This is a genomic window from Paenibacillus sp. VCA1 (assembly GCF_031583795.1).
Classification (GTDB): domain Bacteria; phylum Bacillota; class Bacilli; order Paenibacillales; family Paenibacillaceae; genus Paenibacillus_AQ; species Paenibacillus_AQ albilobatus.
The window spans coordinates 244631-268100 of record NZ_JAVLSX010000010.1; the positions used below are offsets into that span (position 1 = coordinate 244631).

23 protein-coding genes are annotated in these 23470 nt (G+C 52.9%); 2 read left to right on the forward strand and 21 right to left on the reverse strand.

The window, feature by feature from the left end; all coding sequences use genetic code 11:
- Window positions 1-39 precede the first annotated feature (39 nt).
- The 3 genes from RJP21_RS22715 to nrdR form a co-directional block, all read right to left on the reverse strand.
- A complete protein-coding gene (locus RJP21_RS22715) occupies window positions 40-864 on the reverse strand; it encodes a carbohydrate ABC transporter permease (protein ID WP_310861329.1) in 825 nt (274 codons plus the stop codon).
- The gene (locus tag RJP21_RS22720) at window positions 861-1748 is read right to left on the reverse strand and encodes a carbohydrate ABC transporter permease (protein WP_310861330.1); all 888 of its coding nucleotides are present in this window, start codon (window positions 1746-1748) and stop codon (window positions 861-863) included. The genes RJP21_RS22715 and RJP21_RS22720 overlap by 4 nt, the downstream gene beginning before the upstream one ends.
- A 325-nt stretch (window positions 1749-2073) precedes the next feature.
- Window positions 2074-2550 carry a transcriptional regulator NrdR gene (nrdR, locus tag RJP21_RS22725; RefSeq protein WP_160043274.1) on the reverse strand — a complete coding sequence of 159 codons (477 nt, stop codon included), beginning with the start codon at window positions 2548-2550 and terminating at the stop codon, window positions 2074-2076.
- 142 nt (window positions 2551-2692) lie between these two features.
- Between nrdR and RJP21_RS22730 the strand changes: the two genes are divergently transcribed.
- Complete coding sequence (locus RJP21_RS22730; RefSeq protein ID WP_160043273.1) at window positions 2693-2911, forward strand: alpha/beta-type small acid-soluble spore protein; 219 nt, start codon at window positions 2693-2695, stop codon at window positions 2909-2911.
- Window positions 2912-3050: 139 nt separating this feature from the next.
- Here the strand turns inward: RJP21_RS22730 and RJP21_RS22735 are convergent, their stop codons facing one another.
- From RJP21_RS22735 to pnpS, 10 genes are all read right to left on the reverse strand, one after another.
- A complete protein-coding gene (locus RJP21_RS22735) occupies window positions 3051-3623 on the reverse strand; it encodes a lytic transglycosylase domain-containing protein (protein WP_310861331.1) in 573 nt (190 codons plus the stop codon).
- A complete protein-coding gene (gene coaE / locus RJP21_RS22740; RefSeq protein ID WP_310861332.1) occupies window positions 3620-4216 on the reverse strand; it encodes a dephospho-CoA kinase in 597 nt (198 codons plus the stop codon). Before coaE ends, RJP21_RS22735 begins: the two co-directional genes overlap by 4 nt.
- A 13-nt stretch (window positions 4217-4229) precedes the next feature.
- On the reverse strand, window positions 4230-4946 hold the full coding sequence (locus RJP21_RS22745) for a manganese efflux pump (protein ID WP_310861333.1): 717 nt from the start codon (window positions 4944-4946) through the stop codon (window positions 4230-4232).
- A gap of 152 nt (window positions 4947-5098) precedes the next feature.
- Window positions 5099-5929, reverse strand: coding sequence for a DNA-formamidopyrimidine glycosylase (mutM, locus tag RJP21_RS22750; protein ID WP_310861334.1), 831 nt, complete (start codon window positions 5927-5929; stop codon window positions 5099-5101).
- Window positions 5930-5980: 51 nt separating this feature from the next.
- Window positions 5981-8647, reverse strand: coding sequence for a DNA polymerase I (gene polA / locus RJP21_RS22755; RefSeq protein WP_310861335.1), 2667 nt, complete (start codon window positions 8645-8647; stop codon window positions 5981-5983).
- A 302-nt stretch (window positions 8648-8949) separates the two neighbouring features.
- Window positions 8950-9609 carry a phosphate signaling complex protein PhoU gene (phoU, locus tag RJP21_RS22760; RefSeq protein ID WP_160043267.1) on the reverse strand — a complete coding sequence of 220 codons (660 nt, stop codon included), beginning with the start codon at window positions 9607-9609 and terminating at the stop codon, window positions 8950-8952.
- A 43-nt stretch (window positions 9610-9652) separates the two neighbouring features.
- Window positions 9653-10408 carry a phosphate ABC transporter ATP-binding protein PstB gene (pstB, locus tag RJP21_RS22765; RefSeq protein ID WP_160043266.1) on the reverse strand — a complete coding sequence of 252 codons (756 nt, stop codon included), beginning with the start codon at window positions 10406-10408 and terminating at the stop codon, window positions 9653-9655.
- 179 nt (window positions 10409-10587) lie between these two features.
- Complete coding sequence (locus RJP21_RS22770; RefSeq protein ID WP_310861336.1) at window positions 10588-11778, reverse strand: methyl-accepting chemotaxis protein; 1191 nt, start codon at window positions 11776-11778, stop codon at window positions 10588-10590.
- 124 nt (window positions 11779-11902) lie between these two features.
- Window positions 11903-12631 (reverse strand): response regulator transcription factor, encoded by a 729-nt coding sequence (locus RJP21_RS22775; RefSeq protein ID WP_310861337.1) that lies wholly within the window; start codon window positions 12629-12631, stop codon window positions 11903-11905.
- Window positions 12632-12763: 132 nt separating this feature from the next.
- Window positions 12764-14551, reverse strand: a complete 1788-nt coding sequence (gene pnpS / locus RJP21_RS22780; RefSeq protein WP_212957800.1) for a two-component system histidine kinase PnpS — start codon at window positions 14549-14551, stop codon at window positions 12764-12766.
- A gap of 182 nt (window positions 14552-14733) precedes the next feature.
- Between pnpS and yfbR the strand changes: the two genes are divergently transcribed.
- Window positions 14734-15345 (forward strand): 5'-deoxynucleotidase, encoded by a 612-nt coding sequence (gene yfbR, locus RJP21_RS22785; protein WP_310861338.1) that lies wholly within the window; start codon window positions 14734-14736, stop codon window positions 15343-15345.
- A gap of 86 nt (window positions 15346-15431) precedes the next feature.
- Here yfbR and RJP21_RS22790 read toward each other — a convergent pair whose 3' ends face one another.
- The 8 genes from RJP21_RS22790 to pyk all read right to left on the reverse strand — a co-directional run bounded on the left by RJP21_RS22790 (window position 15432) and on the right by pyk (window position 23414).
- Window positions 15432-16301: an SDR family oxidoreductase gene (locus RJP21_RS22790; protein WP_310861339.1), complete on the reverse strand. Its 870-nt coding sequence runs from the start codon at window positions 16299-16301 to the stop codon at window positions 15432-15434.
- A 201-nt stretch (window positions 16302-16502) separates the two neighbouring features.
- Window positions 16503-16928, reverse strand: coding sequence for a hypothetical protein (locus tag RJP21_RS22795; RefSeq protein WP_310861340.1), 426 nt, complete (start codon window positions 16926-16928; stop codon window positions 16503-16505).
- 141 nt (window positions 16929-17069) lie between these two features.
- Complete coding sequence (mdh, locus tag RJP21_RS22800) at window positions 17070-18011, reverse strand: malate dehydrogenase (RefSeq protein WP_310861341.1); 942 nt, start codon at window positions 18009-18011, stop codon at window positions 17070-17072.
- 11 nt (window positions 18012-18022) lie between these two features.
- Window positions 18023-19315 (reverse strand): NADP-dependent isocitrate dehydrogenase, encoded by a 1293-nt coding sequence (icd, locus tag RJP21_RS22805; RefSeq protein ID WP_036707858.1) that lies wholly within the window; start codon window positions 19313-19315, stop codon window positions 18023-18025.
- A gap of 115 nt (window positions 19316-19430) precedes the next feature.
- A complete protein-coding gene (citZ, locus tag RJP21_RS22810; protein ID WP_160043259.1) occupies window positions 19431-20546 on the reverse strand; it encodes a citrate synthase in 1116 nt (371 codons plus the stop codon).
- A gap of 249 nt (window positions 20547-20795) precedes the next feature.
- Window positions 20796-21185 carry an FxsA family protein gene (locus RJP21_RS22815; protein ID WP_310861342.1) on the reverse strand — a complete coding sequence of 130 codons (390 nt, stop codon included), beginning with the start codon at window positions 21183-21185 and terminating at the stop codon, window positions 20796-20798.
- Window positions 21185-21697 carry an acyl-CoA thioesterase gene (locus tag RJP21_RS22820; protein WP_310861343.1) on the reverse strand — a complete coding sequence of 171 codons (513 nt, stop codon included), beginning with the start codon at window positions 21695-21697 and terminating at the stop codon, window positions 21185-21187. Before RJP21_RS22820 ends, RJP21_RS22815 begins: the two co-directional genes overlap by 1 nt.
- A gap of 292 nt (window positions 21698-21989) precedes the next feature.
- Entirely contained in the window at window positions 21990-23414 is a 1425-nt protein-coding gene (pyk, locus tag RJP21_RS22825) for a pyruvate kinase (protein WP_160043256.1), read from the reverse strand.
- Between the last annotated feature and the right edge of the window lie 56 nt (window positions 23415-23470).

The following is a 23470-nucleotide window of genomic DNA, read 5'->3' on the forward strand; positions in this document are numbered from 1 at the left end:
TGACAAGCCTTGCGGCAAACCCAAGGCCGATCACCGCGTTTATCCTTTTACCGCTCCGGCCGCGATACCGCGAACCAGCTGCTTGACGCCAAATGCAAGCAAGATGAAGGACGGCAGCAGCACCAGCGTCACCCCGGCCAAAATCAAATTCCAGGACATCACCTCGGCATGCTGCAGCATCGCCACCCCGATTTGGACGGTCCGCATGGACGCCCGGTTCGTAATGAGCAGAGGCCACAAATAATGGTTCCAATGCGTCAGAAACACGTATACCGAAAGCGTGGCCAGCGCGGGCCTGGCGAGCGGGATCACGATGGAAAAATAGGTGCGCAAATGCCCGCATCCGTCGATTTTGCCTGCATCGAACAATTCGCGCGGCAGCTGCAGAAAAAACTGGCGGAGCAGGAACACCCCGAAAGCGCCGGCCATAAAAGGAACGATCAGCCCCTGGTAGCTGTCCATCCAGCCCCAGCTTTTGATCAGCAAATAGTTCGGAATGATCGTCACTTCCCACGGAATCATCATGGTCGACAGAAATACCGCAAACAGCGCGTTTTTCCCTTTGAAATTCAGGAACGAAAAAGCGTAAGCCGCTAAACTTGAAGTGACCACCTGACTGATCATAACCGCAGCCGACACGATAAAGCTGTTCAAAATAAACCGGACGATCGGAAATCCGGCGATAGCCTCCTTGAAGTTGCCGAGATATACATGGGTCGGAAACAGAGGAGGAGGAAAATTGGACACTTCTTTTTCGGTCATAAAGGAAGAAAACACCGTAAAAATAAGCGGATACAGCACCATCAGCGCCAACGCGGCGAGCAGCACGTACAGCAGAAGCGCGGTCGTTCGTTTCGCAATCATTGATAGTGCACCCTCTTTTCCAGAACTTTAAACTGCAGCACGGTCAGCGCCAAAATGATCATAAACAGGATAAGCGCCTGTGCGCTGCCGATGCCGAAGCGGAAATTCACGAAAGCGTCTTGGTAGATCGAATAGACCATAACGTTGGTGGAGTTGATGGGACCGCCTTTGGTTAATATATGGATTTGGCCAAAAGCCTGGAAAGCTCCAATCACCGACACGATCAAGGCGAAAAAAATCGTCGGCGACAAAAGCGGAATCACGATGCGTACAAACGTGCGTACAGGTCCGGAACCGTCGATTTTAGCGCTTTCATAAAGCTCCTCCGGAATGCCCTGCAGCCCGCTGGACAACACGATGTACAGAAACCCCATATTCATCCAGACCGTCATGAGGGAAATGGAAACAAGCGCCCATGCCGGATCGGTCAACCACGGAATCGGACCAACGTGAACGAGGCCGAGAAAATAGTTCAACATCCCCGCCGTCGGATGGAACAGCAGAAACCATATGATGGAGCCCGTACCAACCGAAATGACGATCGGCAGCGAGAAAATGAACTGGAAAATTTTCATCCCCCGCAGCTTGTTGTTGTGGGTGATCGCCGCCAAAAACAAAGACCAGATCAGCGAAGTCGGCACCGTATACAAAATAAACATCAGCGTAACGCTCAAGTTCGAATACAACTGATGCGATTTGAACAGGGTAACGAAATTTTCGAACCAGACGAATTCGGCTACCTGCCCCCGGGGATCCGTGATCGTCATGCTCAAATAAACGGATTTCAGCATCGGGTAAAATAAAAACATGACGAACAAAATGATCGAAGGCGCTAAAAAAGCGTAAGCCAAGACATGCTCTTTCCAAATATTCCGTTTGGACATCCTGCTTTTAGGCTTTTTTACATTTAAAACGCTTTCATAATTAGACAAATCGATGACCCCTCCCATGTCTCCCGATGATATTCGTCACAACAAGCCCATATATGTTATTATCTTACATTCGTTTTTTTGCCATTGTCAACAAATATTCACAATTAAATTTCGAACAACCTTTACAAAATTAAAATATATTTCAGAACTTTATAACGACACATAGATAAAGGCACTTTCGCTGCAAGGCTTTTTTTTGCTTTTGGCATAAAAAAAGACGCAGCGGCCTGATCAGGTCATCAAGCTCTTTGCGTCTTTTTTGCTTTATGGCTCCCCATCAATCGACGGAGTCGGGCATCGTATTCTTCGAAAGCAGCCCTTTCAGCTCTTTCATGAACATATTGATGTCTTTGAACTGCCGGTATACGGAGGCAAACCGCACATAAGCGACCTCGTCCACCGGGTACAGCTGTTCCATGACAAGCTCGCCGACTTGGCGGCTTTCGACTTCGGCTACTGCGGTATTGCGCAGCGCTCTTTCAACCTCGGAGACGATGGCTTCGAGCTGTTCCACCGACACCGGGCGCTTCTCGCAAGCGCGGATCAGCCCGCGCAGCACTTTATCCCGGCTGAATTCCTCGCGGCTTCCATCCTTTTTAATGACGATGAGCGGAGTTTCCTCCACCATCTCAAACGTCGTAAAACGCCTGCTGCATTTTTCGCATTCGCGTCTGCGGCGGATCGACTTGTTGTCGTTGGCCGGACGGGAGTCAAGCACCTTCGTGCCCGCGTAATCGCAGTAGGGACATTTCATGCCTATTCACTTCCTTTGCGTCAGGATTTGTTTTTCGAATGAAAAATAACTCAAATTTCCAATTGAAAATTCAATAAAAAAGTGATGAAGATCGAATCTTTGAGACATACTACTTTTACAAACAGCAAGGAGGTGAACATCAATGGCTCAAAACAACAACTCCAACAACCTGGTAGTGCCTAAAGCTACTGCAGCTCTGAACCAATTGAAATACGAAGTCGCTCAGGAACTGGGTATCTCCATCCCACAAGACGGATACCAAGGCAACATGACTTCCTACGAGAACGGTTCTCTCGGGGGACTCATCACTAAACGTCTGGTAACCCTGGCTGAACAACAACTGGCTGGTCAATTCCAATAATACATGCCTTTCCTAGGAAGTATTGGGGCAGCCGTAAAGGCTGCTTCAATACTTTCTTGTCATTACAGGCTTTCTATTATAATACTTGGATGGACATTAGCGCAAAGCCCCATGTTGTGAGGTATTTTGGCTTGTCCGCCTAAAATTGGCTGTATATCCTCGTATATTGATTATAATAATAAATTACCCGCTGGATATAGTGCCTAGTCTCCCCGATCGGAATGTCCTTGACCGACTCAAGCGTTCCGTCCCATACCCCTTTTTTCAGCCATCCGTCCACTTTTCCCGGTCCGGCGTTATAAGCCGCGATGACGGCGATGCGGTTGCCTTTGAACTGATTGTTCAAATTTTTCAAATACCATGTCCCGATGGCGATGCTGGCTTCCGGTTTATGTTTGAGATGATCCATCGTCACTTCCGGCAGTTTGGCCTGCTCCATCACCCATTGGGCCGTGTCCGGCATCAGCTGCATCAAGCCGAGGGCTCCTTTTTTCGATTCCTTGCCAAGCTTGTAATTGGATTCCACGCGGATAATCGATGCGATCAAAAACGGATCTACGTCATAACGTTCGGCCTGCTCGCGGATGTTATCCTTGTAATAGATCGGGTAAAACCAGGACATCCAGTTCGTGCTGAGGAACAGAACCGCGACGAACCCGATGAACAGCACAAGCAGAACTCGTTTTTTGCGCAAAAAACGTAACGCCTTCATGCCAATCCCGCTTGAAGCCAGAACCGATCCACTTGCCGCTCCGTCTCTTCAACGTCCCCGCTGTTGTCGATGACGATATCGGCCTTCCGCTTCTTTTCCTCGATGTCCATTTGCGACCGGATCCGCGCCGCCGCTTCCTCCGCCGTGAACCGGTTCCGCTCCATCAAACGCTCCAATTGAATCCGCTCGGGAGCGTATACGACCATTACCCGTTCAAACAAATGTTCAAGTTTCGATTCGTACAAAAGGGGAATATCCACCACCACCAGCTTGTCCGGATATTCCCGCTGCAAAACGTCCATCCGTTCGCGAATCTCCTTCCGGATCGCCGGATGCGTAATGTCATTCAGAGCTTTGCGCTGGGAAGGGTCGCGGAAGACGATATCCCCGAGCTTTTTCCGGTCAAGCGTCCCGTCCGCAAGCATCACGGCTTGTCCGAAATGTTCGGAAACCGCCGCCAAAACGGGATGACCCGGGAGCATGACTTCCCGGGCGATCGCGTCGGCATCGACAAGCAGAGCCCCTTTGTTGACAAGGAGCGTAGAGACGGTGCTTTTTCCTGTGGCAATACCTCCGGTTAACCCGATATTCATGTGCAAAACCACCTCATAACAGCTTTATTATTCCCATGGCGATCAATAACAACGCCGGAAGCGCGGTAAAATGCCGCATCCATGATCTTGCCGCGAACTTGAACCCGGTTTTCATGCCGACCACCAAAAACGTTCCGCTAAACAACGCGATGACGATGGCGGTCCAGACGGGAGAAAATCCGAGCAGCGCGGCTCCGAGCCCGGCGCCGAATGCATCGAGCGACAGCGCGATGCCAAGCCACATCGCTTCAAATCCCGAGATGCTTCCCGATTTATCGATATCCGCCGAAGACGGCGTCCGCAAAATGCGGATGACCAGGCCCAGCTTCCGGATTTCCAGCGAAAACACCGTTTGCTCCGGCATTTCCCCGGTAGGCGCAAGCAAAACCGCCTCCCCGGACTTCCCTGGATCCGCAGCCTTAATGCTGGCCGTATGTTTATCGTCCCGGCCTTTTTCCTTTTGAATCAAAAGCTGAATCAGCGACCATGAACCCATCACAATCAAGATGACGGCCCCGACGGCCGATGCGGCATCCGGCGACACCACCCGGGCCAAAAGCACGCCAACCTGCATCGATATATAAATAATGACGCCGGAACAAACGGAAATGATTACGACGGACAGCGGCGAGATTTTCATCTGCCTCAGCCCATATGTAATCCCGACCCCGAAACTGTCCAAACTTAATGCAAATGCAAGCAGGAGCAGCGAAAAGACATGGCTGAGCACCCCTGATTTCCCTCCCCTTGTCGAAACGGACATTCGGAACCCGAAGGCATTGCAGCAAGGAATCGGGTTCTCGAGTTTTCCGTTTTACCTGAAGTCCACTACGGTCTCAGTATATGGGAGAGACATGCAACGGGTGCACGCCTATGTTGTTTTTAATCCAGGGTCTGGCAATTCGGGCAGTAATGCGTGCCGCGGCCGCCGACGACCGTTTTTTCGATCGGCGTTCCGCAAGCGACGCACGGCTCGTTTTGGCGCCCGTAAATTTTCAGCTGATGCTGGAACATCCCCATCTCTCCTTGTCCGTTCACATAGGACTTGATAGAGGAGCCGCCAACCTCGACCGCTTCCGACAGCGTCGCCACGACGGCCTGATGCAAGTCGCGAAACTGCTCGTCCGTCAGCGTGTTGGCCGGCTGCTCAGGGTGGATGCCGACCCTGAACAGGGACTCATCCACATAAATATTCCCGATGCCGACGACGTATGCCTGGTTCAGCAGCACCGCCTTGATTTTCGAGGTTTTGCCTCGTAAAGCTTCCTTGAATTTATCGACGGTGAACCCGGGATCGAGCGGCTCGAGGCCCAGCTTGTTCAGCGGGGGAGAATGAAACTCTTCCCCGGGCTTGAACAAATGCATCGTTCCGAACTGGCGCACGTCCTTGTAGCGAAGCTCGGTTCCGTCGTTAAAATGGAAGATGACATGCGTGTGCTTCTCAACGGGATCCGAGCTTGCATACACCCCGTACCGTCCCTCCATCCGAAGATGGGAAACCAGGACCAACCCGTCCAGCAATATCCGCAAAAATTTGCCGCGGCGTTCTACGCCTTGAATCGTATGTCCCGCCAGCAAAAAAGCAAACTGATCTATATCGTCAGGGCGCTGGATAATGCGCGCCAAATTTACGGTAACGCGGTCAATGACCTTGCCTTTGACCAATTGATTCAACGTTCTTTTGACTGTTTCAACCTCCGGCAATTCCGGCATGATGTCTTCACCTCAACCCCATTATAACGGATTTGCGTCCGTTATGGGGCATTATTTCGCCTCGTACCAGTTCATACCATAGCTGACTTCCGCTTTCAGCGGCACGGACAGCTTCAGCGCTTTTTCCATCGTTTCGGGCACGAGCTTTTTCATAAGTTCCAGTTCGTCTTCAGGCACTTCGAATACAAGTTCGTCATGCACCTGCAGCAGCATGCGGCTTTTCAGCTTTTTCTCCGCCAAGGCGGCGTCCATGTGCACCATGGCCAGCTTGATGATATCCGCCGCGGTTCCCTGGATCGGGGTATTCATCGCGGTGCGCTCCGCGAAGGAACGCAGATTGAAATTGCTCGCATTGATTTCCGGCAGATACCGTCTTCTCTCAAGCAGCGTTTTTACGTACCCGTCACGCTTCGCATCCCGCACGATTTCATCCATATATCGGCGGACGCCGCTGAACGCATCGAAATATTGGTCGATGAAGCGCGCGGCTTCCTTCCGGGTGATGTTCAAGTTTTGGGACAAGCCGTAATCGCTGATGCCGTACACGATGCCGAAATTGACGGCTTTGGCCGATCGGCGCATATTGGCATCGACTTCATCCGCTTGGACGCCAAACACGTCCATCGCCGTTTTCGTATGAATGTCCATGTCATGCAGGAACGCTTCCTTCAGGCCCTCGTCGTCCGAAATGTGCGCAAGCACGCGCAGCTCGATTTGCGAGTAGTCCGCCGCAAGGATATACCAGCCCGGCTCGGACGGCACGAACACCTTCCGGATTTTCCGTCCTTCCTCAAGCCGGATCGGGATGTTTTGCAGGTTCGGGAATTGGCTGCTGAGGCGGCCCGTCGCCGCGATGTTTTGGCGGTAATAGGTATGGACCTTGCCCGTTTCCGGCGAAACCTCCTTCAGGAGGCCTTCGACGTAGGTGGATTGCAGCTTCGCGATGGTCCGGTATTGCAGGATGAAGCGCACGATATCATGGTAAGGCGCAAGCTTCTCAAGCACCTCGGCATCGGTGGAATACCCGGTTTTCGTTTTTTTGATGACCGGCAGCCCGAGCTTCACGAACAAAATCTCGCCCAGCTGCTTCGGCGAATTCAGGTTGAATTCGGTGCCTGCGATTTCATAAATGTTTTTGACGAGTTCGTCGATCTGAGCCTCGAATTCCTTGCCGAGCTCGATCAAATCGTCCTTGTTCACGGAAATGCCCTGTTTTTCCATATCCGCTAAAATACGCGACAGCGGCATCTCGAGATCATGGAACAGCGACGCCATTTCGTTTCCTTCCAGCTCTTTTTCCTGCAGCGGAATCAAATCCAAAATCGCCGCGCCCTTGGCGGCAAGATGCTTGCTCAGCACCTCCGTCTCAGGCACCTTGTATTTCGCCCCTTTTCCGAACACGTCCTCGTCGGACGCCAGCTGCTGCAGCCCGTATTTGGCGGCAAGGGCATGAAGGCTCTGATTGGATTCGGTCGGGTCGAGAAGATAAGCCGCCAGCTGCACGTCAAACGATGCCCCGGCAAAGGCGATGCCTTTCCAGTGCAAGGCCAGATCCGTCCGGTGCAGATCGTACCCGCGTTTAGGAATGCCGGCATCCGCCAGCCATGCCCGCAGCGGCTCCGCCGATTCGGATTTCAACACTTCAAACGATACGTAGAAATGCCGCTCCGAGCCGGAGAAGACCGCGCCGATCACCTCGGCGTGATGGGGATTTTCCCCGCTTGTTTCCACATGCAGCGCTTCGATGGAACCAAGGGCCTCGTTTAATTCAGCGATCCGGTCCTCGGTCAACACCTCGACCTTCAATTCCTTGGCGGGAGCTTGAGATTCGCCGGAGGCGTCGGTGACGCTGCCGTCCCCTTTAAAGGACAAACGTTCGAGCAGCGATTTAAACTCGAGTTTCGCCAGCGCGGGACCGGCGCTTTCTTCCTTTAATCCGTCGAAGATCATGTCGTCGAAAGACTTGTCCAGCGGCACTTCGCGGTAAATCGTCGCCAGCTTTTTGCTCAGGACGGCATCGTCCGCGTGCGTCTCGATTTTTTCTTTCATTTTGCCTTTCAGCTCGCCGGTATTGGACAGCACTTCCTCCACCGAGCCGAACTGATGCAGCAGCTTGAGCGCCGTTTTTTCCCCTACGCCCGGAATGCCTGGAATGTTGTCGGAAGCGTCGCCCATCAGGCCCTTCAGGTCAATGATTTGCAGCGGCGTCAAGCCGTATCTTTCCTGGATTTGCTCAGGCGAATACGTCTCGATTTCCGTTACGCCCTTCCGCGTCAGTCCGACTTGAACGTGATCCGATGCAAGCTGCAGCATATCTTTATCTCCGGTCACGACGAGAATTTGATGTCCCGCTTCCTCCGCAATCCGCGACACGGTGCCGATAATATCGTCCGCTTCGTAACCTTCAAGCTCGAATTGGGAAATGCCGAATCCGTGCAGCAGCTCCTTCAGCAGCGGAAACTGTTCGGACAGCTCCGGAGGCGTCTTTTCCCGGCCGCCCTTGTATTCCTGGTATCCCTCATGGCGAAACGTCACTTTGCCGGCGTCGAAGGCCACCATCATATGCGTCGGCTTATGGTCTTCGATCAGGCGCAGCAGCATATTCGTAAAGCCGTATACTGCATTGGTGTGCAGTCCCTTGGTGTTCGTCAGCGGGGGCATCGCAAAAAATGCCCGGTAAATGATACTGTTTCCGTCAATCAGAATCAGTTTGCTCATACAGCACCTTCCCTTTTTCAACTTCCTTTATCCGTCAAAAGAAAAACATTCATCCGATGTATCTCAATGAAGACGTACCGCATTGAAGCGGAAATATCCCATGCGTTGTTTTCTTGCGATATGAGAGTGCGGTTTCTTTTAAACTATGCCTTCTCATATCTTAACACATGACCTTGTATTCGAGAAAAAAATCGGGGTTATAAATAGAAAAACACCGGAAAAATTTCCGATGTTTTCATCTATTTCAAACCCGATGGCCAAGTTTGGCCAAATATGTCATAAATACCGTTGTTTCGCTGGTTCTACCGGTTCAGGTCAGGGCGTGTTCCCGTTACCAGATAGACGGCGCTTTCCCCGATATTCGTCGCATGGTCCGCGATCCGTTCGATATAACGGCCGACCAGCGTCAACGATAAAGCTTGAGACAACGAATCCGGGTTTACCCGCATATGATCGTATAATTCCGTTAAAATGCGGCTGTACAGCAGATCGACCTGGTCGTCGTCCTGCGCCATTTTGTAGGCCAAATCGGTATTTTCGTTCAAATAAGACGTGATGGCTTCTTCGATCATAACCTTTACGATTTCCGCCATTTGCGGAATGTCGATCAGCGGTTTGATGAGCTTCTCGCCCTGCAGGCGCAGCGTTACCTTCGCCACGTCCAACGCCAGATCGCCCATCCGCTCGAGATCGCTGGAGATTTTAAAGGCAACCAGTATTCTGCGGAGATCTTTGGCAACGGGCTGTTGGGTGACGATAAGGCGCGACCCGATATCCATAATCTCCTCTTCCATTTGGTTCAGCAGCGCATCCGCCTGAACGATTTCCTGCGCTTTTTCGCAATCCTGCGTCTTCAAGCTGGTGACCGCTCCATCAAGCGCATCAACGACATGCTCCCCCATCCGGACAAGCAGCGAACGCAGCTGGTCCAGATCCTGATCCAATTCTTTTCTCCGAATCATGGCCGATGTTTCCCCCTATAATATGTTTTGTTTCCCCTTTATATCAGCCGAAACGCCCGGAGATATAATCTTCCGTTCTCGCATCCCGCGGATTGCTGAACAGCGTTTTCGTATCGTCCGCTTCGACGACTTCCCCGTTCAGGAAAAAGACGGTTCGCCCGGATACGCGGGCAGCCTGGTGCATATTATGCGTGACCATGACGATGGTGTATTTTTCTTTCAGCTCCTGCACCAGCTCTTCGATCTTCAAGGTCGAAATCGGGTCGAGCGCGGATGTGGCTTCGTCCATTAGCAGAATATCAGGGCTAACCGCCAAGGCGCGCGCGATGCAAAGGCGCTGCTGCTGGCCGCCGGACAAGCTGAGCGCAGAACGCTTCAAATAATCTTTGACCTCTTCCCACAGCGCGGCCTGGCGCAAGCTTTCCTCCACGATGCCGTCCAGCGCGCTTTTGCTGCGGATGCCATGGAGGCGCGGACCGTAAGCGACGTTGTCGTAAATCGACTTCGGAAACGGGTTCGGCTGCTGAAACACCATGCCGACCCGCTTGCGCAGCTCCTCCACGTATACATCTTTGCCGTAAATGCCGATGCCGCCGATTTTGATGGAGCCCTCGATCCGCGTCCCGGTAATCATGTCGTTCATCCGGTTCAGCGTCCGCAGCAGCGTCGATTTGCCGCAGCCGGACGGGCCGATCAAAGCGGTGACGGTATTTTGGGGAATGTCCAGGTTTATATTTTTTAACGCATGAAACTGTTCGTAATATAAATTCAAATCTTCGATTTCGATAATGTTTTCCATGTGCGACTCAGGTCTCCTTCGTTCATTGGGATATCCTGTACGTTTTATCAGTCGTTTGGACCTGTCTTGGACCTGCAACTCCATTTCATTGTATAACCGTTATGTAAAAGCTGTACGCCTCAATTGTAAACGCAGTGTAAAATGTAAAATCGAATGTTTCCGGTCTGCGGTCTCCGGTCTCAGTTCAAGCTTCGCTCCAATTCTTGTTTCACGCTTAAGGCCTGCTTGGCGGTGTCCCGGGCCAACCGGTACACCGATTGCCCCGTCTTCTCCACTTCCCCTACGGCCTGCTCCAGCTCACCGAACATGCGGCTTCCCTCCGTCAGCTGCGCGGCTCCGGCCTCGATCCGCCGGACGCCCGAAGCGGTGAGCGTACCGGTCTCTCCAGCCAAATGGCTGATGCCGTCGAGCAGCTTCGATATGTCCGCGGCCAGCTTTCGGGTTTGCGAAGCCAGCGACCTCACCTCGGCCGCAACGATTTGGAATCCCCGGCCCTGGCTGCCTGCATGGGCGGCTTCGATCGAGGCGTTGATCGCCAGCAGCCCGCTTTGGTCCGCCAGATCGGCGATGCCTTTTGTCAATGCGGAAATTTTGCCTGCATGCTCTATAAGGCGCTCCGCTTGCTCCTGATTCCGATTCATGAGTTCAACGGCCTCGGCATACGATTCGCCCGCCTCGTTCAGCTTCAGCCTTCCTTCCGCCGTCCATGCCTTCATCCTTAGGCATTCGGTTAACGTAAGGTTCGCCGCATCCTCCACTTCGGCCAGCGATTGCTCCATGCCGCTTACATGCCCGTAGTTTTCGATGACGGTATGCTTGCGGAGCGCCTCCGCATCCTCCTGCAGCTCACCGGAGAGCTTCATTAGATCGAGCACCGTCAGTACGCCTGTCACCCTGCCGTTTTCGGTTACGATCACGCAGTCGTAAAAACGCGATTCCGGCCGGTCCAGCGCGCTGCGGATCATTTGGGCCGGGTCGTCGTCGATGTCCACCACGAGGATTTCCTTCTCGCAAAACCCTTGTACCGGACGGCCAAAATATAAATCGGCGGCAAAACGGCCGGTCAGCCTCCGGTAAAACGCCTCCTTCATCAGCAGGCCCTCCGGCCGCATTTCCTCCCCGCAAATGACAATGCACGGAAGATGCGGCTGCTCCCTCAGCATGCCGAAGGCTTCCCTGCAGGTGACGTCCGGTTTCAGCAGGGGCACGTTCCGCAAGTATCCCGCGGCGGAGCGCTTTCTCTCCGACTGTGCGGATGCCGGCGGCGCTGCGGCAAGATTGTCGGATAAACCGCCGTCGTTCCGTTTGTTCCCGTCCCCCGGCGAATGAAGATCGCTTTCTTTCTTTTTCTCCATTTGCAGCGTGCTCAAGGCAGACTCCCCCTAAATACGGCTCTTTTAGCTGCATCATAACCCCAAAAGATTAACGGGGAATGCGGGAACGATTCGGGGATTGTAAAATCATGAACTCCGATGACAACAAAAAAAGCCCTCATCATGATGGTTGATGATGAGCGCTTCCTTTGTTGATCACAAGTTTGTATCCGACGCCGCGGATGGAATCGATATGCACGGATTCGGGATCCAGCTCCAATTTTTTGCGGAGCGAGCTGACATGGACGTCCACCGTACGCTGCCCGCCGATATAATCGAAGCCCCAAACGGCATTCATCAAATCGTCCCTCGTCAGAACGACGCCCGGCTTGCGCGCGAGATACAGCAGAACCTCGAATTCCTTCGGCCTTAGGCTGATGCTGGTGCCGCCAAGCAACACTTCGTATTTCTCGGGGAAAATTTCCAGCTTGCCGAGGCGGATGGCCGAATCCGAGGTTTGCGGAGTGGCTTCCTCCTTTACCCCCGATACGCGGCGCAGCACCGTCGCAACCCTGGCCAGCAGCTCGGATACGCCAAACGGTTTGGTGATGTAGTCGTCGGCGCCAAGCTTCAGGCCTTGAACGACTTCCTCCTCGGCGTTTTTGGCCGTCAAAATGATGACCGGCGTCGCAATGCCTTTTCCGCGCAGCTTGCCCAGAATGTCGAACCCGTTCATTCCCGGCAGCATCAAATCAAGCACGATCAAATCAAACGGCTCTTGAACCGCCCGCTCGAAGCCGGTTGTTCCGTGATCCGAGATGGTGACTTCGTAACCTTCCTGCGTCAGATTGTAGGACAGCAATCTGGCGAGAGTCGGTTCGTCTTCGATAACCAGCAATCGCTGTGACATTGCAAATATACCCCCGCTTCTCAAAAAACAATGGTTAAGGCTTCCGACAAGTCCATTGTACCACTCCATTGTAAACGCTGTGTAAAGAAATGCAAAATGTAAGGACATGGCTTGCGGTGCTTTACATTCTTTTTAATCCTGCAGCATCGGCAGTTCGACCGTAAACGTCGTACCGATGCCGAGCTCGCTTTCCACGGAAATTTCGCCGTGATGCAGCTCCACCAAATGCTTGACGATGGAAAGCCCTAACCCGGTGCCGCCAGAGCTTCTGGATCGTGCCTTATCCACCCGGTAAAATCGTTCGAAAATGCGCGGCTGGTCTTTTTTCGGAATGCCGATGCCCGTGTCGGTCACATGGATAAGGATCTTTTCCGTGCCTTCGGCGTCCTGAATCTCGCGGACGTTCAGCTCCACCTTGCCGCCGTCCTGCGTGTAGCTGATGGCGTTGGACAGCAGGTTGATCAAAATTTGGCGCAGCTTGTCCTCGTCCGCTTCAATAAACAGCTCCTCGGGAATGTCGCCATGCAGCGCGATCCTTTTTTTCTCGGCCACAGTCGCCATTGTGTCCAGGATCGATGCGCAAAATGTTGCCATGTGAACCGGCGCGTAATCCATCGGGGAACGCCTCGACTCGATTTTGGACAAATCGAGAATGTCGCTGATCAAACGGTTCAGCCGTTCGCTTTCATCGTAGATGATCTGCAGGAAAGAGCGGGCCGTCTCTTCGTCCTTCACGCCGCCTCCAAGCAGCGTCTCGGCAAAACCTTTTACCGCGGCCACTGGCGTCTTCAGCTCATGCGATACGTTTGCGACGAACTCGCTTCTCATGTTTTCCAGGCGGCGGATCGCGGTAATGTTCTGGAGCAGGAACAACATGCCTTTAAAGCTGCCGTCCTCCCCGAACATCGGCACGCCGTCCAATTGCAGAATCGTTTCGGCCGGCTGGTACACGCTCCGTTCCTCGTGAATGTTCTCCCGCCGCTCGATCCCTTCCTGAATGAGGCGCGTCAGTTCGTAGTACTGCTTCAGCTCGGCCACCGGCCGGCCGTTAAATTGCCCGCCCTTAATATGAAGCATGTTTTCGGTTGCCGGGTTGATCAGAGCGATTTTGCCCTCCGGATTGACGAGCAAAATCCCTGTCGTCATGTTATCCAGCACGCTTTGCAGCAGGTTTTCGTTGTCCCGGATCGTTTGCAGCTGATTTTGAAGGCTGTCGGCCATGCCGTTGATCGCTTTCGCCAGCTCGCCGATCTCGTCCTTCCGGTTGATGTTTACCCTGGCGTCGTAGTCCAGTTTCGAAATTCTCCCGGCGACCCGCGTAATTTTCTCCAAGGGTGAAGTCAACCCCGCCGCGACCCGGTAACTGACGACCGCAGCGATGACGAACAAAATGGCCAGGCCGCCGGCCATCAGCGTCCAGCCTTTGCGCACCCCTTGATCGACGGAAGCAAGGCTGACCGAAAGCCGGATGAAACCGTCAAAGTTCCCTGCCGATACGACGGGGACCGCTACGTACAGCATGTCCTCCTTTAGCGTGGAGCTGTGGCGAATCGCGCTGCCGGAGCCTTTTCGGGCCGCATCCTTGATTTCTTCGCGGCCGCTGTGGTTATCCATATGCCTCGGATCGCTTTCCGAGTCCCCGATGACGGTGCCGTTTTTCGAGATAAAAGTCACCCTGGAGTCGGTCAGAGCCGCCAGTTCCCTCGCTTCGCGGGTATAATAATCGATGGCGTCCCCGCTTTGCGCCTGATGAAAGTCAAAGGTCCGGCTGAGCAGCTGGATTTCCCGGATCATGTTTTCTTCCAGCGCGGAAATATGCGATTTTTCAAACACCCGGGCCATCGTCAAACCGGCACCCGCCATGGATATCCCGATCATAACCATTAAAATGATGGTGAGTCTGATGCGAAAGGGTCTCATGTCATGTCTTCCTTTTTATGGATTCAAGTGAATAATGCTGCCGTATTCCTTCTCCTATCCTATCCCGAAACGTTTGCGATGAAAAGCATGCCGTTCCGGGTAGCCTGCTTGCTTGGCATAAGAGTATAATAATAACCGAATGTCATGGCAGGATTAAATTTTAACATAAGGAGCGTATTGCTTTGGATTTTCCGATTGCAGCTTATATGTACCGATTGCAATACATCCGGCGCTGGAGCCTGATGCGAAACACGAGAACCGAAAACGTGGCGGAGCACTCTTTCCACGTGTCGCTTTTAACCCATATGCTTTGCCTGATCGGGAACACGTATTTTGGCCGGACATTAAATGCGGACCGCGCCGCCACTCTAGCATTGTACCATGACGTGGTCGAGGTGTTTACCGGCGATATCGCGACGCCCGTCAAACATAACAATCCGCAGCTGCTCGCCAGCTTTCGCGAAATGGAGAACATCGCGGCCAAACGGCTGGCAGCCATGGCTCCTTCCGAACTTCAAGGCGAGTATGCGAGCCTGTTCCGCCAGGATGCCGCGGATGCGGAGCAGCGCGAGCTGCTGCGCTACGTAAAAGCCGCCGACAGCCTGGACGCCTATCTCAAATGCGCCTTGGAGGTCGCGTCCGGAAACCGCGAATTCGCCGTAGCCAAGGAACAGACGTTGGCCAAAATCAAGCAGCTTCAGCTGCCCGAAGCCGATTATTTCCTTGAACATATGGCTCCGAGCTTCGACATGTCGCTGGATGAGCTGTCGCAGCTCGCGCCGGATTCGGAGTGACGTTCCGGGAAGCTTTCAAATAATCCGGGTACAAAAAAGGTTGAGCAGATGGAAACGTCTGCCCAACCTTTTTTTGGCGCTCGCGATTAGCCGTTGACGATTTCCCCGCCATTGACGTGGATGACTTGGCCGCTTACGTAAGAAGAATCGTCCGACGCGAGATAGACGTACGCGGGCGCCAGCTCTTCCGGCTGCCCCGGACGTTTCATCGGCGTGTCTCCTCCGAATTGGCTTACCTGCTTCTCGTCGAACGTGGACGGAATGAGCGGCGTCCAAATCGGCCCGGGCGCCACCGCATTGACGCGGATGCCTTTAGGCGCCACGTTCATCGATAACGCCCGAGTGAAGCTGACGATGGCGCCCTTCGTGGCGGAATAATCGATCAGCGTCGGGTTCCCCTTGTACGCGGTCACCGAAGCCGTGTTGACGATGGCACAGCCGTTCTTCAAATGCGGCATCGCCATTTTCGTCATAAAAAACATGCCGAATATATTCGTGCGAAACGTCCGCTCCAACTGCTCTTGTGTAATATCCTCGATTTTCTGCTGTGGATGCTGCTCGGCGGCGTTGTTGATCAAAACATCCAGTCCCCCTAGCTCCTGCACCGTCATATTTACGGCGTTTTTGCAAAACGCCTCGTCGCCGATATCGCCCGGGATCAGCAGGCATTTGCGTCCTTCCTGTTCTACCTGCCGCTTTGTTTCCTCCGCGTCCCCATGCTCGTTCAAGTACACGATCGCGAGATCCGCGCCTTCCTTGGCGAACGCGACGGCCACGGCTCGTCCGATCCCGCTGTCCCCTCCGGTAATGATTGCCTTTTTGTTTTTCAGCTTTCCGGCGGCGACGTAATCTTTAGGCTCGTATTTCGGCAGCGGGTTCATTTCCGATTCGATCCCCGGTTGCCGGTTCTGATGCTGGGGAGGCATCGTTTGTTTGGTTTGTTGATTTCCTGACATGATTCATGCTCCTTTCCGTGCTGATCTTGGCTTTTTGTCCATTTCTGGCACACAGGATACCATTCCCATATTAGGATGCAAGTAAAACAAACCCTTTATGCGTCTGACGTTGTTTACTTACCCGCATCATCGGTTCCTCAAACAAAAAAGCATCCTCCCCAATCGATGGAAAGGATGCCCTTATCGTTCTTATGCAGCCGATTAAATGATGTGGTTGTATACCATAAAAAACAGCATCACAAGCACGCAGATCGCCAGCAATGCGCTGAGCGTGCGAATTTTTCCGGTTTCAACCGAAATGTCCCGGTTATTTTTAATGCCGTCCACGGCGAGGCGAAGCGGTTTGCCCATCATGCCGCTGATGGCTCCGATCGCAAGGAACAAAATAACGACCACGATCATCCAAGGCACGGAATATTTTCCTTGGCTCATCAAATATCCGCCGGTAAGCAGCTGGATAATCAACGCAATTTGCGCAAAAGTATTCAGGCTTCGGATCGCTGTCGCGCTTCCTTCCTGGGCTGCCAAAGACAGCTTGGCCGCTTTCCCGATCGCAAACGGCAGAATCAGGTAGAATCCCAACGCAGCGGCGCCAATAATATGTATGAATAACATTACCATTGCCATGAACCGTATCCCTCCACTTGTGTCTATGATTTAAATTACATCCATTATCATTTTACACCAACCAAAAGAAAAGAAAACCTCTAAATCGTGAACAAACTTAGAGGTTTTCCTTAGATGATGCTTGCCGGAACTATTGATTCGTTACGCGTTCACGACTTGGATGACGCTGCGCACGGAGTCCGCCGATTTGTCGAGCGCCGTTTTTTCTTCGGCCGTCAGCTCCAGCTCGAACACTTTTTCGATGCCGTCGCCGCCGAGGATGACGGGAACGCCGAGGAATAAATCGTTGTAGCCGTATTCGCCTTCGAGATAGGCGATGACCGGTATGATCCGCTTTTTGTCTTTAATGATCGCTTCCGCCATTTGCACAAGGGAAGCCGCAGGCGCGTAATACGCGCTGCCGTTGCCGAGCAGGTTGACGATTTCGCCGCCCCCCACGCGGGTGCGCTGTACGATGGCTTCGATGCGGTCCGCAGGGATCAGCTTGTCGATCGGGATGCCGCCGACGTTCGAATAACGAACGAGCGGAACCATATCGTCGCCGTGTCCGCCCAGCACGAAGCCGCGAACGTCTTCCACGGATACGTTCAGCTCCTGCGCGATAAACGTGCAGTAGCGGGCGGTATCGAGCACGCCGGATTGGCCGATGACGCGGTTTTTCGGGAAACCGAGCGTTTTGTACGCAGCATACGTCATAGCGTCTACCGGATTGCTCAGGATGATGACGATCGATTCCGGAGCGACCCTTTTCACGTTTTCGCAAACGGATTTCATGATGCCCGCGTTGGTGTTCACGAGATCGTCGCGGCTCATGCCCGGTTTGCGCGCTACGCCGGCCGTAATGATGACGATGTCGGAGCCGGCCGCGTCGTCATAGTTGGAAGTGCCGATGATTTGGCTGTCGAAGCCTTGCACCGGACTTGCTTCCAGCATGTCGAGCGCCTTGCCTTTCGTCGGGTTTTCCAGTTGAGGGATATCAAGCAATACCACGTTTCCCAGTTCTTTTTGAGCCAGCATTAGAGCCGTAGTCGCGCCGGTGAAACCGGCGCCTACAACCGTAATTTTTTTACGTGTTAATGCCATGATCCTCACTCCTACATGTTTTTGATGACTTCATCTGCAAACTCGGAGCATTTGACTTGGGTTGCGCCGTCCATCAGGCGGGCAAAGTCGTAAGTTACGGTTTTGTTGTTGATGGAAGTTTCCATGCCTTTGTAGATCAGGTCGGCCGCTTCCTGCCATCCGAGATGCTCAAGCAGCATGACGCCGGACAGGATGACGGAACCAGGGTTCACGACGTCTTTGTCCGCATATTTCGGAGCCGTGCCGTGCGTAGCTTCGAAGATCGCGTGTCCGGTAACGTAGTTGATGTTCGCGCCCGGAGCGATGCCGATACCGCCGATTTGGGCAGCCAATGCGTCGGACAGGTAGTCGCCGTTCAGGTTCAGCGTCGCGATGACGTCGAAGTCGGTCGGACGAGTCAACACTTGCTGCAGGGCGATGTCCGCAATCGCGTCCTTCACGATGATTTTGCCTTCGGCTTCCGCAGCGCTTTGAGCGGCATTCGCGGCGTCTACGCCGTCTTTTTCCTTAATGGCGTCGTATTGCGCCCAAGTGAACACTTTATCGCCGAATTCTTGTTCGGCCACTTCGTAGCCCCAGTTTTTGAAGGCGCCTTCCGTAAATTTCATGATGTTGCCTTTGTGAACGAGCGTCACGCTCTTGCGGCCGTGTTTGATCGCATATTCGACGGCGGCGCGAACGAGACGTTTGGAACCTTCGGAGGAAACCGGCTTGATGCCGATGCCGGAAGTTTCAGGGAAGCGGATTTTGTTGACTCCCATTTCTTCCTGAAGGAATTTGATGACCTTTTTCACTTCTTCGGAGCCTTCTTTGTATTCGATCCCTGCATAAATATCTTCGGTATTTTCACGGAAAATAACCATGTCGACTTGTTCAGGATGTTTCACCGGCGAAGGCACGCCATTGAAATAACGCACAGGACGCAAGCAGACGTACAGATCAAGCTCTTGGCGAAGCGCCACGTTCAGGGAACGAATGCCGCCGCCGATCGGCGTAGTCAAAGGTCCTTTGATGGCAACGATATATTCACGGATGGCTTCAAGCGTGTCGTTCGGCAGCCATTCTCCGTATGTATTGAATGCTTTTTCGCCGGCGAATACTTCGTACCACGCGATTTTTTTGGAGCCGCCGTAAGCCTTGTCCACCGCAGCGTCCAGAACGCGTTTGGAAGCTTTCCAAATGTCGCGGCCGGTGCCGTCGCCCTCGATAAAAGGAATGATCGGGTTGTTTGGCACCTGAAGCTTGCCGTTTACGATTTCGATTTTTTCACCCTCGGTAGGAAGCGCGAATTTTTCCAATTTCATTATGAACATCCTCCTTTGTTTAATAACATGATTTCTGGCTCACTGACAGCCGGATAGGGGCTCCGAAAACGCGCAGCATGCGTCGTTTCGGTCCCCTAGCATGAAACGTTGCCCATTATGCGCGTTGTTCGACCGGCACGTATTTCTGATCGGTCTGCCCCACATATTCGGCACGCGGACGGATAATCCGGTTGTTCTCGTATTGTTCGAGAATATGGGCGGTCCATCCGGACACGCGGCTGATGGCAAAAATCGGAGTAAACAACTCGTGATTGATCCCTAGCTGAGTATACACAGAAGCGGAGTAGAAATCCACATTTGGCCGCAAACCTTTTTGGCTTGTGACCAGATCGTCGATCTTGACGGACATGTCGTACAGCTGCGTATCGCCTTTCATTTCGCCAAGCTCGCGGGACATTTTTTGCAAATGCTTCGCGCGCGGATCGCCGTTTTTATAGACGCGGTGGCCGAAGCCCATGATTTTGTCGCGGTTTTCCAGCTTGTTCATGATGTACGGCTCGACGTTTTCGATCGATCCGATTTCGTTCAGCATTTTCATGACGGCTTCGTTGGCTCCGCCGTGCAGCGGCCCCTTCAAGGCGCCGATCGCCGAAGTCACCCCGGAATAGATGTCTGAAAGCGTAGCCACGGTTACGCGAGCGGCAAACGTGGAAGCGTTCAGCTCATGGTCCGCATGCAGCACAAGCGCCTGATCCAACGCTTTCACCGAAACCTCGTCCGGCTTTTCGCCTCTGAGCATGTACAGGAAGTTTTCGGCAATGGATACCCCCGCCAGCGGCGCTACAGGCTCTTTCCCTTCGCGGATGCGGGCCAGCGCAGCGATTACAGTAGGCAGCTTTGCCTGAAGGCGGACCGCTTTCCGTTCGTTAGCTTCACGGCTCATGTCATCGGCTTCCCCATCGTACAGGGCGAGGGCGGATACAGCCGAACGGAGAGCAGCCATCGTGTTTGTATCTTTAGGATATGATTTCATTTGCTGGATGACTTCATCCGGAATGGTAGCTTCGTTGCTTAAATCCTGTTGGAGCTGTTTCAGTTCTGCATCATTAGGCAGTTTTCCGAACCACAGCAGATAGGCTACTTCTTCAAAACTTGCATTTTGCGCAAGATCATCGATATTGTAACCGCGGTATGTGAGCACACCGTCCACGATCGAGCTGATGGAAGAAGCTGCGGCGACAATTCCCTCAAGGCCTTTCGTAGCTGTCATCGTACATCTCTCCTTTGTAAAACGGATTTTAAAACAGGTAAACGAGCCGTGAAAACATTTACATTTTACGAGAAAGAAAAAAGACGGCCGTCCGCCATTCTACCTGACATGAGCTGCGTCAAAGTAATGGAATCATTATTATCATAAAGTATTTTGTCGGATATGTGAACATAAGCGCCCCCGATAAGAGCATCAAATTGTTTTATCGGGTGAATAAAATAATTTTTATCGACCTGCAAACAGCTTCATTTAACGCCGGTAAATCTTGATTTTCCCGTCTTTCATTTTCCGCTCGATCCATTTCAGTATTAAAAATCGGTATAGCGGCCGGGTCAGCGGGAAGACCATCGTAAAGCCGACGATGTCGGTAATAAATCCCGGCACGACAAGCAAAACGCCGCCGATAAACACGCATAATCCGTCCACCAGGCTTCTTCCCGGCACCTGCCCGGCGTTCATCCGGGCGCGCGAATCTTCCAATACTTTGCGCCCCTCAAAACGCATCATCACCATTCCGATCACGGAGGTTACGACCGTTAAAAGGAATGTGTTCCCGGCCCCGACCCGGCTCGCCACCAGGTCAAAACCGTAAATCTCCGCAACTACGATCAATAGAACCGCCAGCGGCCATTTCCACATTACGACACTCCTCCCCCGGCAAGCGCCTTGCTCAAAGCTTCATACAGCTCCGGAGCGCTTTTATCCAGCCTTACGGGATGCCATTCCCGGTTGACCCACACATGGCTTGTCGAACCGGATACAAGCAGCTCCCCGGGCAGCTTAAGCCCCTCGTCGTACGATGCAGGTGCCAGTCCCTGGCGTTCTTCGTCCGAGAGTCTTCGTACCTCGTACGCATATCTGATTCGCAATTTGGAAAAATCGATCATTTGCGTAAAAATCGTAATCTCGTCGTCGTAGCGCGCGGGCTGATTGAATTTCATGTCCAAATCGGTTACGGGCAGCAAAACGCCCCGTTCTTCCATGCTTCGGTATGTAATGCCAAGCTCGCGGATCATTTCGGTCCGCCCGATCTCGAACCAGTTCAAATAATTGGCGTGGTACACCACGCCCATCTGGTCGCTTTCCTGGTAACGGACCCGGATGGTCGTGTAATGCCAGCGGCCGGGCTTGTCCCCCATGTCTTTTCCCATGTCTGCCAAAGTCCTTTCTTCGAAATTTCTTCCAATGTTTTCAGTATAACATAGGGCCCTCTCAACTCTCGAATTTGCGGCATAAGACATTTATAAAAAATGTTTATATAGGTATTTTGTTCCACTTTCCACTCAATCTATTCAACCTAACGGGATGGTCCCGGCATGGCATTTCTATGGCACCGCCCTCTTATCTTTTAGAAAAAAAAAGGCTGCGCAGGAGTCGCCTGCACAGCCTTTCTTGAGTTCATGCGAAATATGCGGTTAAAACGTGAACGTATCGCCTTGCCGGCTATTCGTTCGGAATTTGGCTCACTTTGACCAGGTTCGTCGAACCGGATTGTCCAAGCGGCACGCCGGCCGTAATGACAACCAGATCTCCAGGTTTCACGAGGCCGGATTCCAGGCCCCCCTTCATGGAGTATTCGAACATTTCGTCCGTGGAAGCCGCCGTTTTGCCTTGGATCGGCGTTACGCCCCAAGTCAGCGCCAGCTGGCGGAGCGTACGCTCTTTGGTCGTCACGGCGATGATCGGAGCCTGCGGACGGTATTTGGACACGACGCGTGCCGTCAGGCCGGATTCCGTGGAAGAAATGATCGCTTTCGCGTTCAAATCGAGCGCGGAGATCGCTACCGATTGGCTGATCGCTTCCGTAACGGTCGTTTCCTGAGCGATTCTTTGCTTCAGGAAAATTTCGCGGTAGTTCAAAGCGGATTCGGCTTTTTCCGCGATGCGGGACATCGTCAGCACGGATTCCACCGGATATTTGCCTGCAGCCGTTTCGCCGGAAAGCATGATGGCGTCGGTACCGTCAAAAATCGCGTTGGCCACGTCGCTCGCTTCGGCGCGGGTCGGACGCGGGTTGCGCTGCATGGAATCGAGCATTTGCGTCGCGGTAATGACCGGCTTGCCCGCAAGGTTACATTTCTCGATCATGCGTTTTTGGACCAACGGCACTTCTTCCGCAGGAATTTCCACGCCGAGGTCGCCGCGGGCAACCATCAAGCCGTCGGAAGCTTCGAGAATTTCGTCGAGGTTGTCCACCCCTTGCTGATTCTCGATTTTGGAAATGATTTTGATATGGCCAGCGTTATGCTTTTCCAGCAGATCGCGGATTTCTTGAACGTCGCTTGCTTTGCGGACGAAGGAGGCTGCGATAAAATCGATGTCCTGCTCGATCCCAAACACGATATCGTTGGCGTCTTTTTCAGTGATTCCCGGCAGAGAAATCGCTACACCCGGCACGTTTACGCCTTTCTTGCTCTTGATGGTGCCTCCGTTGACGATGCGGCATTTGATTTCGGTGCCTTCGACGCCGACAACCGTAAGCCCGATCAGACCGTCGTCGATCAGAATCGTGGAGCCGACTTCCACATCGTTAGGAAGATCTTTGTAAGTAATGGAGATGCGGTCTTTGTCTCCCAAAATTTCTTCGGTCGTCAACGTGATGTATTCGTCTTGAACCAGCTCGATCGGCTCTACCGCCATTTTGCCCGTGCGGATCTCAGGTCCTTTCGTGTCAAGCAGGATCGCAACGGTTTTGTTAAGTTCCTTCGCTGCCTGGCGGATGTTTTTGATCCGGTTGCCATGCTCCTCGAAATCGCCGTGCGAGAAGTTCAGGCGGGCGACGTTCATGCCTGCGAGAATCAACTTTTTGGTGTTTTCCAACGATTCGCTCGAAGGTCCGATAGTACATACGATTTTAGTTTTGCGCATTTGGGTCTCCTCCGTTTTTCATAAAAATCTCTCTATCCTACATCTTTATCCAACAA